General features: G+C 39.2%; 9 protein-coding genes. 2 read left to right on the forward strand and 7 right to left on the reverse strand.

The window, feature by feature from the left end; all coding sequences use genetic code 11:
• Positions 1-232: 232 nt before the first annotated feature.
• Positions 233-3331, forward strand: coding sequence for a SusC/RagA family TonB-linked outer membrane protein (locus O0V13_RS13720; RefSeq protein ID WP_268035536.1), 3099 nt, complete (start codon positions 233-235; stop codon positions 3329-3331).
• A 17-nt stretch (positions 3332-3348) separates the two neighbouring features.
• Positions 3349-5184 (forward strand): RagB/SusD family nutrient uptake outer membrane protein, encoded by a 1836-nt coding sequence (locus O0V13_RS13725; RefSeq protein WP_268035537.1) that lies wholly within the window; start codon positions 3349-3351, stop codon positions 5182-5184.
• 58 nt (positions 5185-5242) lie between these two features.
• On the opposite strand, the gene O0V13_RS13730 is transcribed toward O0V13_RS13725, so the two are convergent.
• The 7 genes from O0V13_RS13730 to porG form a co-directional block, all read right to left on the reverse strand.
• Complete coding sequence (locus O0V13_RS13730; protein WP_268035538.1) at positions 5243-7351, reverse strand: beta-L-arabinofuranosidase domain-containing protein; 2109 nt, start codon at positions 7349-7351, stop codon at positions 5243-5245.
• Between the two features lie 68 nt (positions 7352-7419).
• Positions 7420-7725 (reverse strand): thioredoxin, encoded by a 306-nt coding sequence (gene trxA, locus O0V13_RS13735; RefSeq protein WP_268035539.1) that lies wholly within the window; start codon positions 7723-7725, stop codon positions 7420-7422.
• A 58-nt stretch (positions 7726-7783) separates the two neighbouring features.
• On the reverse strand, positions 7784-8332 hold the full coding sequence (locus O0V13_RS13740; RefSeq protein ID WP_268035540.1) for an OmpH family outer membrane protein: 549 nt from the start codon (positions 8330-8332) through the stop codon (positions 7784-7786).
• A 16-nt stretch (positions 8333-8348) separates the two neighbouring features.
• Complete coding sequence (locus O0V13_RS13745) at positions 8349-8879, reverse strand: OmpH family outer membrane protein (protein WP_268035541.1); 531 nt, start codon at positions 8877-8879, stop codon at positions 8349-8351.
• A 90-nt stretch (positions 8880-8969) separates the two neighbouring features.
• Positions 8970-11663 carry a BamA/OMP85 family outer membrane protein gene (locus O0V13_RS13750; protein WP_268035542.1) on the reverse strand — a complete coding sequence of 898 codons (2694 nt, stop codon included), beginning with the start codon at positions 11661-11663 and terminating at the stop codon, positions 8970-8972.
• A gap of 7 nt (positions 11664-11670) precedes the next feature.
• Positions 11671-12408: an isoprenyl transferase gene (locus O0V13_RS13755; RefSeq protein ID WP_268035544.1), complete on the reverse strand. Its 738-nt coding sequence runs from the start codon at positions 12406-12408 to the stop codon at positions 11671-11673.
• 85 nt (positions 12409-12493) lie between these two features.
• Entirely contained in the window at positions 12494-13243 is a 750-nt protein-coding gene (porG, locus tag O0V13_RS13760; protein ID WP_268035545.1) for a type IX secretion system protein PorG, read from the reverse strand.
• Between the last annotated feature and the right edge of the window lie 89 nt (positions 13244-13332).

Below are 13332 nucleotides of genomic sequence, written 5' to 3' on the forward strand. Positions count from 1 at the left end.
ACTAATTCAATTTTTCTGGAGAAAATTCACTTCAATACTTTAAATAATATAATAAAACAAAGAAAAAATATTTTTTAAAATAGCTTTTTGGTAAAAAGCATGAATTTCTCTCGAAATCGATTGCGAAGATAAATAGGGCCACGCGGCCTATTTTTTATAAATTAAGATGTTAAGAATTCTTAATAGGACAATTAACAACTTTATCCAATTTAACATGTCTAACCATTTTCTTATGAAAAGAAATTTTTACACTAAAATCTGGTTATTTGTATTTTTCTTTTGTTTTTGGTCATTGACCACTATAGCTCAGGATGTACAAATTTCCGGAACCGTTGTGGATGAGACAGATACTCCAATGCCTGGGGTAACTGTTTTATTAAAAGGAACTACATCAGGCACAACCACAGATTTGGATGGGAGGTTTTCTATCCAGGCCCCTAAATCTGGAGTTTTGGTATTTTCATTTATAGGATATGATCCTATAGAGATGGAAATCGGCAATCAAACAGTTATTGATCTTAAACTAACCCCCAATACTTCCGATTTGGAAGAGGTAGTTGTGATCGGTTATGGTAGCGCGAAGAAAAGAGATGTCACAGGAGCTGTATCTACTGTAAATCCAGTCAAATTAGAAAATGAAAATCCGAACTCAGTTCAGGATATCCTTCGTGGAAATGCCGCGGGACTAAACGTTGGAATGAGTACTTCAGCAAAAGGTGGTGGTTCATTGCAAATACGTGGTAGGACTTCCTTAAATGCAGGTACCAGCCCATTATTGGTTTTGGACGGTGCTATTTACTATGGCCAACTCGCCGATATCAATCCAAATGATATAGAAAATATAGAAGTATTAAAAGATGCTAGTGCGGCGGCTGTTTTTGGGGCGAAAGCCGCCAATGGTGTAATTCTTATTACAACTAAAAAAGGAACCATTGGTAAACCTACAATCAAATTCAATGTGAATGCTGGGCTGGCAACCATGGCTACATTTCCCGATGTATATGGTCCAGATGCCTTTATTAGTTGGAGAGAGGATGTTTTTAAAAGTATAAATGCTGGTGGTTATGAGCCTTACGAATTTTCTGATCCTAGAACTTTACCTTCTGATATATCTCTAGAGCAATGGATGGCCTATGATGGTTCTTCTGGAGACCCTGTTACTGTTTGGTTACAGAGATTGAATTTGCAACCTGAAGAAATAAAAAATTATAAGGCTGGAAACTCTGTAGATTGGAGAGATAAAATTTTTCAAACAGGTTTCAGACAAGATTATACTGTCAGCCTTTCGGGAAGGACCGAAAATGTTAATTACTATTGGTCAGTTGGCTATTTGAATAACGAAGGGATTATCATAGGTGATGAATATGAAACAATCCGAACGAGATTCAATTTGGAAGGAAAAGTAAATAAATGGCTTTCTGTTGGGATCAATGCTCAATTTGCCGCCAATGACGATAGTCATGTGCCAATTAGTGATGATCCAGCACCCCTATATACCAGTTGGGGATTGTATAGAACATTATCGCCTTGGGGATCAGAGTATAACGAGGATGGAACCTATAAATGGAGACCAAACGATGAGGCCAGTGGGGGAAATCATCCCTTTTATAATATGAGTTTTACCGAAAGAGATGAAAAGTCTTATACTATCAATACAACAGTTTTTGCTTCCATAAAGCTACCTTTTGGTTTTAATTTCAGGACAAATTTTACACCAAGACTGCAATTTAGTGATCGGTTTATTCATAGGTCTGCTGAGCATGCAGAATGGGGTGCACAAGGTGGAGTTGCTTCCAGAAGAAACTACAAGCAATATTATTGGCAAATAGATAATATTCTTACTTGGCAAAAGACTTTTGGTGAAAAACACGATTTCAATGCAACATTCTTAGCCAATGCTGAAAAATTCCAATCTTGGGACAATACCATGTCAAATAATGGTTTTGAACCTCACGATCGATTAGGGTTTCATAATGTAGGGGGAGGAATTAACCCCATTGTTTCGAGTAATGACCAATATAGCACTGGTGATGCTTTGATGGGTAGATTGATTTATTCCTATGATGGCAAATACTCCACTACTCTTTCTGTAAGAAGGGATGGCTATTCAGCTTTTGGACAGAGTAATCCGCGCGCATTGTTCTATTCAGCCGCTGTAGGATGGGTATTTTCTGATGAGGATTTTGTTAATATCGATTGGATGGATTTCGGAAAATTGAGATTATCCTGGGGTAGTAATGGGAATAGAGACATTGGTAGGTATGTAGCCCTTTCTGATCTTAATACTGGCAAGTATTTTTACCAAAGACCTGACGGAGAGCTTTATTTGGTTAATCAACTCTATGTAAACAGGATGCAAAACTCCAATCTTCAATGGGAGAGAACTCAATCATTGAACTTGGGGATTGATTTTTCTTTGCTTAAAACCAGGCTTTCTGGTACTATCGAGATGTACACCATGTCTACAACAGACTTGCTGGTGGAAAGAAGTTTGCCTGATTTCCTCGGGTTCAATTTCGTGTATGACAACTTGGGGCAAGTGGATAATAAAGGGTTCGAGTTGACATTGAATTCATCCAATTATGAAAGAGAAAACTTCGTATGGAGGACAACTGCCAATTTCCAATTGAACCGGAATGAGATAGTAAGTCTTTACGGGGATTTAGATGAAAATGGAGAGGAGTTAGATGATATTTCAAATGGATGGTTTATTGGTCACGCTATTGATCAAATTTGGAATTACAAAACATTAGGGATCTGGCAATCAGATGAAGAAGAAGCTGCCGGAGAGTATGGTGTGAAGCCGGGTGATTTTAAAATTGAGGATGTGGATGGTGATGGTCTTTTTTCAAATGCTGACAGGCAGTTCCAGGGATATACAGAGCCTAGGTATAGATGGAGTTTGAGAAATGAATTTACATTTTTCAAAAACTTTGATCTTTCATTTATGATCTATTCTTACTGGGGACATATGGGATCCTTCAATCAGATGAAAAATAGAGATGGGTTTTTGGACAGAACCAGTTCTTATGTCACACCCTATTGGACCGAGGAAAATCCGAATAATGAATGGGCAAGATTGTATTCAAGTGAAGGGAGCGCATCAGGCTTCAATGTTTACCGTAAACGATCTTTCATCCGTCTGGAAAACATTTCTATGGCATACAATTTCCCCAAACATATGGTGGAAAAGGCTAGTATGACCAATGCAAGAGTATACTTCAATATCAGAAATGTAGGCTACTATGCTCCTCAATGGGATTTTTGGGATCCTGAAAATTCAGGACCTATCCCGGAATATTTCACTCTTGGACTTGACGTAACATTCTAAGCCAAACTACTCAGAAAATGAAAAAACGAAATAATATACTATCTATAAGAAGCTTATTGGCTGGGATGCTTTTCTTCTCAATTTCAGCTTGTAGTGAAGATTGGTTGGAACCAAAGCCACTGTCATTTTATTCCCCCGAAAACACATATAATGAAGCCAGTGGACTGTGGGCTGCTCTTGTGGCGTGTGAAAGGAATATGCGCCATGAATACACCGGAGATGGATCGCCGATACTTACTGAGCATATTTTTACCGAGGTGGCGGTAGAAGGGACCACGGATAAGTCTGGACCAGCTCAGGATATGAATCTTTTGATTACTCCAGATGCAAACCTCAACTCTACCAATACTAACCGAATTGGATGGTACTGGTATGAAGGATTTAAAGGAATCAAATATGCAAATACCGTAATTTCTAGGATTGACCAACCTGAAGATTATGAATCAGTAGAAGAAAGAAACCATCTTTTAGCTACTGCTTATTTTCACAGGTCTTTGCGGTATTATAGATTGACTCAGCAATTCGGAGATGTCCCATTGATTTTAAATGAAATCACAGAACCAAAGTTGGATTTTTATTCAACTGAAAGAAAAGTGATTTTGAGAAAAATGAAGGAAGATTTGGAGTGGGGAGAAGAGTGGATTCCTGAGGTAATGGATAGAGGTCGCGTTCCTAAAGGCGCTCTCCAGCATTTATTAATAAAAGTAAATCTCGCTTTGGGAGAATTTCAAGATGCTCTCGATGTTGCCAATAGGTTAATTGACGGTGGTACCTATTCACTGATGACCAATAGATTTGGAATTGATGCTGATGATCCTACAAAGAATGTGATTTGGGATCTGCATAGACCTGCAAACAAAGCTCCCTTTACAAATACCGAAGCTATCTTGCTGGTAATGGATAGAATTGATACTGACGGTAATTCTGGCGGAATTATCACGATGAGAAATGCCGTTCCTTTTTGGGGCTCAAATATCAATACCCCTGCAGGAAATAAGGGGACATCTGACCGATCTGGAATCGAAATCGATGAAGTAACCGCTTTTGGCAGAGGAATCGGAAGATTGAGAGGTACGTGGTACCATCAAAGTATGATATGGGATGATGAAAATGATTTGCGACATGCTCCGGGTAATTGGATGGATATGTCTGATTTGGTGTACAATAATCCCGACATCAAAGATACAGATCCTTATTACGGTCAAAATCTTCAATTTAGAAATGAAGAAGGTGCCGTTTTGGTGGTTGATACAATCAGAAGCTGGTTCTCTTGGCCACATTATAAGCTTTATATTCCTGACCCTCAAAGAAACCAGCCTCAGGGAGGTCATACCGATTGGTATATTTTCAGACTTGCAGAATCTTATTTATTAAGAGCAGAGGCTAAGTTCTGGATGGGAGATTTGGCTGGAGCAGCTGAGGATATTAATGCTGTTAGAACTCGGGCTGGCGCCTCACCTTATGATGCCTCAGAAATTAATATAGGTACTATTTTGGACGAAAGAGCAAGAGAGTTGTACTATGAAGAGCCAAGAAAAACTGAGTTGACCAGAATAGCTAGGATTTTTGCCTTGACTGGAAAAACTGCTTATAATGGTAAAGCCTATAATGAGGAAATGTTCTCTCAGGATAATTTCTATTATGATAGAATTATGGAGGTTACGGATTACTACAATAAGGGAGTCTTTACTCGTCATGGAGATACTTATACCCTCAGTCCTTATCATGTTTTATGGCCTATTCCTCAAGGGGCCATCAATTCTAACACAAAAGGACATTTGAATCAAAATGAAGGGTATTTTGGCTTTGAGAATAATGTTCCTCCTTTAACTACAATTGAGGAAGAGGAATAAAAAGTGAATAAATAATTCTTAGAAAAATAATGGGCTGATATAATTATCAGCCTATTTTTTATTCCAAAACCTCAACAACCGGAAACTCAGTAATCCTTAATGTACTACAGCCATAAGGAATCAAAGTCAATAGCTGATTTTGGTTTTTCCATTCGGACAATGGGATATTTTTTCTCAAATTTTCTGGAAGAAGAGGTGCTCCATTTACGGTTTTCCATTCCTCCAATTGAATCCCTTTTACTTTTAATTCGATGGGTGCATTTTCCAGATTCCAAGGGTATGATCCATCCCAATTGTTTTCTACAAACTCGATAGATCGAAGTGGGTTGGCTAATTCAGATTTAGCAAGCGCAAAGTTCCATGAAGAGTTCGCTTCGTGCTCAAAGAAAGGTTTGAATCGATCATTTCTATCCTTTTTAGTAGGAATAGACTCGATTTTTAGACTATAGACCAATGGGCCTTTTTCGATGGCTGCCATTCCTTTGTACCAAGTTGAAATTGTTGCCTCACTTGGAAGAGTTAGAATAATTTGATCTCCATGTTTCCAAGTTTTGTTTAGGATTGCTATTCCGTTATTTATTTCTAACGCTACTTTTTCTCCATTTACTGAAAAGGAAGGGGAGCTTGCCCATGCCGGGATTCTTAAATGAAATGGGAATTGTGAACTCTCTGAAAGCTCCATTTCGAATGAAATCTGATCTCTAAATGGATATCCTGTTGATTCTTTCAAAGTCAAATCAACATTGTTTCCAACTTTCATTTTTACCGTACTTGGGGCATATTGGATGGCGGCAACACCTCGATCAGGTGTGGCATAAAATAGATTTTGAACAAATTTGGGCCAGCTTTGATGCATATTAGTAGTGCAGCAAGGGTACCCTGTCAAAGTTCCAAAGACGAAATCTGTTCCCCCATGATGCTCAGTTTCATAGGAAGTATCCATTTGATCAGTAAGAGAGACTTGATTGGCAGCCTGGAAGTATTGACGTGAACTGTAATCATCGGAGGCTTGCGTTGGTAAAGCATTGTAGGCTATCTTTTCCAATAGATCAGCAAATTCCATATCTCCTGAAATCTTAATCAGACTTTCTAAGGAGAACATTTCCTCAGAAATGGAGCAAAACTCTATTCCCTGAGTGGGAGCATTTCCATGAAGAGGCTCATCTCCTCCATACATACCCTGAGCTTGTCCATGATGTTTTTTCAAGGTTGCCAAGGCAGTTTTTATGGATTCGATGGCTAATGGATCTCCACTTTTTTGATAGTAAATACCGGGCTGTTTTAGTCCTTGTGCGACATTGACTGTATGTAATCCTGGAATTTGAGTCAGGGTTAGGTTTTCAATTTCTTTCGGATCAAATGGAAAACCCTTCACTTGATTATAGTGCCAGATGTTATCGAAAACATGGTCATTTTCGGGGTTGTTATAAATGGTTTGCCAAGGAAAGGTTTGCTCTTGTATGATTTCACCTAATTCAATCAGCTTAGGATCATCGGTTATATTATAAAGCCAATAAACAACCTGTAAATTGTCTCCAGCTCGTCGATTTGCCCAAAAGGACAAGTGATCCATCGGCATGGAAGGCAATTCCTCCAATTGGAAATGAAAGTATTTGGTTAATGCTGAGATTACTCTTTCATCTTTCGTCGCCTGATAATACTGCTGCAAAACTTTTAACATGACCATTTTGGGCCACCAGTCTTTTCTTAGACCTTTTTGGATTCCAGCTTCTGGCTCGGGGTCATTTTCAAATGGGATTGGTCCAATATATCCTGATTCTGCCTGGTTGTCCAAAGTCCAATTCACCCATTTGAGCGCTTTTTCTTTCAGTTTTTCATCTTCCAAGATATACGCCAATGGCAAAAGGCCATCTATCCAATAGGGGCCTCTTTCCCAACCATCACCATCACCACCTAGCCAACCATTTCTTTCTCCAACTACTTCCGGATAGATTTCATCTAAATGTCCTGTCATCCCATTGGCCATTCGCTGCAATTGATCTTTCAACCAACCCTCTGGTTTGATAGCTCCTAGTGGGAGTTCTAAATAGGATTCCTGGATTAATGGGGCTTGGTTTGAAAGATAAAGTGGTTCTTGTGCAGTTTCCGGAGATGAGCAGGAAAAAGAAATAAAGATTAGCAAGAGCGTAGCAATTCGGTTTCTCATAGTTTGGACATTTGAGCCCCAACAAAATAGGAAATCAATTTTTTGGAATGCTACCTTTCAGAGAAAAATCAAATAAAGCCTTTCAGGGATTTAGCAAGGTCTCTTTTGGTGATGATTCCTCCTTTGCGCCAGAGTATTTTTCCTCTTTTAAAAAGCATGTAATGCGGAATGGATCGAATGCCAAATTGCTGAGCCAATTGAGGATGCTTGTCTACGTTCACCTTAAGTAATTTGACTTTTCCATCCAATTCATTCATTACTTCTGAAATGACAGGATCCATGCTATGACAAGGTCCACACCAGTCTGCGTAAAAATCAACGAATATTGCCTCTTGGCTTTTGCTAATTACTTCTTTGATTGATTTCTTTGCCATAGGTTAAAAATAAAAAAACCGGTCTTTCGAACCGGTTTTCAATGTGTTTATTTCAAAATTACTGTCCTCCTGTTGGAGTAGTTGGCATTTGAAGGCCTAGTTTAGCCAATACCAATTCAGTGAATTTGTCCTCTTCTTTCGTATAAAGCAAGATTGGAGCTTGTCCAGCAGTTTCAGCAAATACATGAGTATAGTTGTTTTCAGCAGCTACAGCATTGATCGCATTGATCACTTTAGTTTGAACTGGCTCTAGCAACTCACCCAATTTTCTCTGGTAAGAGATTTGAGCATCATTTTGGTATTTCTGAAGATCCTCATCCAATTTTCTCAATTCTTGCTCTTTTGCAGCTCTAGCATCTTCAGTCATAGTCTGCATAGCTTGCTGATAAGATTGAACTTGTCTTTGGAAATCAGCTCCTTTGGTTTGGATATTGGTTTGAAGCTGTGTCTGGTAATCTTGCAAGTCGGCACCGATTTGCTCCATTTCAGGCATCAAGTCCATAATAAATTCTACATTGGTATAACCAATTTTTAGGTCTTGCGCTTGGGCGACAAATCCTACGCAAAACAACGCGATTGCGGAAAGGATAACTTTAACTTTCATCATTCTTAGGTTTCTATTTTTAATTGTTGTCTTCTATTCCTAATTCGTCCAGGACAAATTCAGAATAATCATGTCTTGGATCTGTATAAATAATTCCCGAAGGTACTGAAGCCTTGTCAAATAACATGGCCAAATTATTTTTTCGGGATACCCGCTCTATGGCATCATATATTTTCGATTGCAGGGGTTGTAATAGTTCTGCTTGCTTCTGGAAATATTGACCTTCAATCCCAAATATCCGGCTATTGAATTCTCTAGAAGCCTGTTCTTTTTTAGTAATCTCCTGCAACCGACTTTGATACATTTCCTCAGTCAAAAGGACTTCTTCCGCTTTGAGCTGAGTGTACATGTCTTTGATCTCTTTATCCAAACTTTGTGCCTCTTTCTTCCAGGCATCACTTAGCTTTTCGAGTTCCTGCTGTACAATTTTGTAGTCAGGATGCTTATTCAAAATGTATTCAGAATCAATATAACCGAACTTTTGTGCTGTCAGCGTACCTGAAATCAGCATAAAGAGGAACAAAAGTACAATTTTTGGCGAGTTATTCATGTCTTTATCAAATTGATGGTTGCCTCTTAAACGAGAAAGCCTCTATTAAAATTTTGACATAAATTAACCATTCCCCTGCCAATTTCAAGTTTATCTCAACTGCTGACCAATTGTGAAGTGGAATTGAGCACCACTTCTTTGAGTACTTCCAGGAATTGCGTCGAATCCATACCCCCAGTCAACACCTAGCAAACCGAATGCTGGCATAAAGATTCTGGCACCAACCCCAGCTGATTTTTTCAAATCATAAGGGTTGAAGTCTTTGTAAGATCCCCAGTTGTTACCTGCCTCAGCAAATGTTAACAAGAAGATAGTAGCAGATGGATTAGGAGATACCAAGAATCTCAATTCCATCACATACTTATTATAGACAATACCTCCATATGGATCAGGGTCCGCTGTTCCTCTAGTATCTCTACCAGGAGTGATTGATTGGTTTTCATAACCTCTCAAACCAATAATTTCTTGACCGAGTGCGAAGTTGTTGAAGGTCATACCATCACCACCCATTACAAATCTTTCCAAAGGAATCATCCCAATCTTGTTACCATAAGATCCCAGAAAGCCCATGTGAGCTCTTGCACTGGCCACGAATTTATTGGAACCAAATAGTGGTGTATAGATGGAAGCATCAAACATCCACTTATGGTATTCCAGCCATTTGAATTTCTCCTCATCAGAAGATTCTGAATTCAAATTCTTGTTCAAAGAAGCATAAGGAGGCGTGAAGGAAGTCGATAAGATAATATTGGATCCGAATCTTGGGAAAGTAGGGTTATCTACGTTACTTCTTGAAATAGTATTATTGATAGTGATACTATTAGATCTACCAGTAGGATAGCTCAAACCAAAAGAAGTCCCGAATTGATCAAATTCATATATCTGGAACTGCAATGAGTTAGAGACAAAGAAATAATCATCTGGCCAGGTAACCCTTCTAGACAAACCAACAGTCGCACCGGTGATTTTGAAGAATCCAAGTTCATTTCCAAAGTTGTTGGCATTGTAGAAATCCACTTGTCGCTGTACAGAGTGGTTGAAGCTGAAACTCAAAGCATTTGGTTTCTTTCCTCCAAACCACGGCTCTGTCAAGGAAACAGAGTAATTCTGGAAGGATCTACCATTTGCCTGAACTCTCAAAGAAAGCTTTTGGCCATCTCCTACAGGAAGTGGATCCCACTTGTCAAAGTTTCCAATGTTTTTAATTGAGAAGTTGTTGAATACCAATCCGACAGTACCTACAAAGCCGTAGAAACCTCCCCAACCACCTGATAGCTCGATCTGGTCGTTAGGTCTTTCTTCCAATTCGAAAGTAATATCAACTGTTGCTGCCTCGAAGTTTGGTCTTAAGTCAGGGTTGATTGTCTCTGGGTCGAAATACCCCAGTTGAGAAAGTTCTCTAATGGTCCTTACAAGTAAGGATCTGTCAAATTTTTGTCCGGGTAAAATTCGGATTTCTCTCATCACGACGTGATCGGAAGTCCTTTCATTACCAGTAATGCTTACAGAGTTTACAGTTACCTGAGGTCCTTCAAAGATCCGCATTTCCATATCTATGGAATCACCTACTACATTTACTTCGACTGGGTTGATATTGAAGAAAAGGTAACCGTTGTCTTGGTAAAGTGAGGAAACATCATCGCCTCTTTGAGGATCATAATTCAGACGCTTATCCAGTTTTTCTTTATCATAAACATCGCCTTTCTGAATCCCTAATCTAGCTTGTAGCACTGCATCAGGATGGATGAAGTTTCCAGAAAATTCAATATTTCGGTAATAATACTTTTTACCCTCTTCGATTTCGATGTCAATATTGATTTCATCATCATCGAAGTTGTATATGGAGTCAGTTAGGATTTTAGCATCCCTGAAGCCTTTACTTTGATAGAAATTGATGACATTATCTTTGTCGTTTCTATATTCTTTAGGAATGTATTTAGATCCAGCAAAGAAATTCAGCTTGAAATTCTTATTGATGTATTTTTGCACATCTTCCTTAGAAGCAGAATCTGTATGGGCAATTGAATTCGCAATATCAGAAGCCGAAGCATCAGTTAATCTGGAATAAACGTCCTTAAATACACTTACTCTGGCATGCTCTTTTGTCTTTTTGAGTTTCTTTTTAACTCTGGAATCAGCGATTTCTTCGTTTCCAAAAATTCTGATTTCATTGATTTTCACCTTGGACTTGGTGTCTACATCAAATCTTAATTTTACAGAATTTGGAAGGGTAGTGTCCCTTTCTTGAGCCACCTTTACCTCTGTATTCAGGAAGCCTTTATCGATAAAATACTTTTGAATATTTCTTTGGGAAGAGTTCAAAACATCCTCTCTTACTACCCGTCCACGAATATTTACTTTATCTTTCAATTCGCCTTCCTGAGTTTTGGTCACGCCAGTAAACTCTACTCTTGAGAATCTAGGACGTTCGGTCAAATCCAAGAGAAGTGAGATGTCTTCACCTTCTACCTTGGTGACCAAAATTTTCACATCTCCTATGATACCTTGATTCCAAAGCTTTTTCAAAGCTCCGGAAATTGCATCTCCAGGGACCTCGATTCGATCGTCTACTTTCAGCCCAGAAAGGGACAGGATAGCAGTCTCATCCAAGGTGGTCAGTCCCACCGCTTTGATTTCAGCGATTCTATAGGTCTGTGGTTTGGAATAATTCAATTCCATGATATCCACCGGTTTGGACGTATAGCGACTTTGCCCCAGACGTATCTGAGCCATTGCTGAACTTGCCCAAACCAGACAAAACAGAATCAGTAAACTTCTTTTCATCAATTACTTAAGATTTAACTTGCTCACCGGTTTTACCAAATCTTCTTTCTCTTTTCTGGAAATCCAAAATGGCTGTAAATAGGTGCTCTCTTCTAAAATCCGGCCATAGAACTGGTGTAAAATACAACTCAGTGTAGGCCGATTGCCATAGCAGGAAATTGCTGATCCGATATTCTCCACTCGTCCTGATCATGAGTTCAGGGTCTGGGATTCCAGCGGTTTCTAAATGGTCGGCAATCACATCTTGGGTGATTTCTTCCAATTTCAATTTCCCTTCAGAGACTTTTTGAGCAATGCGCTTGGTTGCTTGGGTGATTTCCCACTTACCACTATAGCTGAGAGCTAAAATCACGGTAAGCCCGGTATTGACAGAGGTGGTTTTTTTTGCCTCCATCAGCTTGTTGTATGCAGAACTAGGAAGACTGTCTACATCTCCGATACTTTCCAACTGGATGTTGTTTTTCATCATCATTGGAACTTCATCGGTAATAGTCTTTACCAATAATTCCATGAGTCCATTGACTTCCTCTTGGGGTCTAGACCAGTTTTCAGTGGAGAACGAGAACAGCGTGAGGTAATCTACACCTAAATTTTCAGCTCCTTCGATTGAATCTTTGACAGCCTGAATGGCATGTCTGTGACCGAATATCCTCATGGCGCCTTTTTTCTTGGCCCAACGGCCATTGCCGTCCATGATAATTGCAATATGTCTGGGGATCCGATCTGGGTTGAGTACTTCCTTCATTACTTAGGGTTTCCGAATACCTTACATTTTTGGAGGTACAAAAATGCTATTTCTTTTCCAATAATTAAGCCTATGGCTCAATTAATTAATAGGCGTAGCATTTTGTAGTCGCAAATGTGTAGCTAATCGTCACACCCAAAAAGTAATACCAATCTTTATCGTAGGGGTTGCCATAATTTATTCCCCAAGGTTGATCAGGATTATTGGCGTCTGGGAACCTTGGAATAGCTGGAGTACTACTATCTATCTTATCCAAATAGTCTGTAAAAGTGGCTCTTATTCCAGCTTCTAAGGCTAAAGTCCATCGGTCATTGAGGCGATATTTCATACCGCCACCAAACGGAATGACCATAGTCCCGACATTGTATCTTTCGGAAGTGTTGTAAGCATAGGTATTTCCTTTTCCAATGAAGTGGGAATAACCTACCCCAAAGAAAGCGTAGGGAGACCAGAAGAATTCGGAATCATTTCTTAGAAAATCCAAGAAATTGAACTCCATTACTGCTGAGCCTTCAATTATACCTCCTCTGAATCGAGCATCCCTTCTCTGGGCAGCCAAATCCAAGGGCCTTACACTATCTGTAGCTCTAAGGGTACCGGCGGTGATTCCGACCCGAAGCGTCCATACATTATCAAAATTTCTCTTGCCAAACAACGTGCCGTGAAGACCTAAATGGTCCAGATCTATTTTCCTAAGGATATCTCCTGTATATGCAGTAGTTCCTAATCCTCCGCCGATTTCATAAATCTGAGCCTTTGATTCTGCAATGAAGAAAAGCAGAAAAGCAAAAATTCCAATCAGGGTTTTGGTATGCTGAAAATTGACCTTTTTCAAGACGTTGCAAGTTATGAAGTGTCTAACGTTTAAAAAACGCAGACTAGTATTTACGCGGTTAATATTTGTTAAGCTCAAAATGCCTGTTT

The sequence above is a fragment of the Algoriphagus sp. PAP.12 genome (assembly GCF_026652115.1).
Lineage (GTDB): Bacteria > Bacteroidota > Bacteroidia > Cytophagales > Cyclobacteriaceae > Algoriphagus.

What these genes read in the sequence shown, in the direction of transcription:
- O0V13_RS13720 (WP_268035536.1), top strand. Translation starts at nt 233, where the DNA reads ATGAAAAGAAATTTTTACACTAAAATCTGGTTATTTGTATTTTTCTTT.
- O0V13_RS13725 (WP_268035537.1), top strand. Translation starts at nt 3,349, where the DNA reads ATGAAAAAACGAAATAATATACTATCTATAAGAAGCTTATTGGCTGGG.
- O0V13_RS13730 (WP_268035538.1), bottom strand. Translation starts at nt 7,351, where the DNA reads ATGAGAAACCGAATTGCTACGCTCTTGCTAATCTTTATTTCTTTTTCC.
- trxA (WP_268035539.1), bottom strand. Translation starts at nt 7,725, where the DNA reads ATGGCAAAGAAATCAATCAAAGAAGTAATTAGCAAAAGCCAAGAGGCA.
- O0V13_RS13740 (WP_268035540.1), bottom strand. Translation starts at nt 8,332, where the DNA reads ATGATGAAAGTTAAAGTTATCCTTTCCGCAATCGCGTTGTTTTGCGTA.
- O0V13_RS13745 (WP_268035541.1), bottom strand. Translation starts at nt 8,879, where the DNA reads ATGAATAACTCGCCAAAAATTGTACTTTTGTTCCTCTTTATGCTGATT.
- O0V13_RS13750 (WP_268035542.1), bottom strand. Translation starts at nt 11,663, where the DNA reads ATGAAAAGAAGTTTACTGATTCTGTTTTGTCTGGTTTGGGCAAGTTCA.
- O0V13_RS13755 (WP_268035544.1), bottom strand. Translation starts at nt 12,408, where the DNA reads ATGAAGGAAGTACTCAACCCAGATCGGATCCCCAGACATATTGCAATT.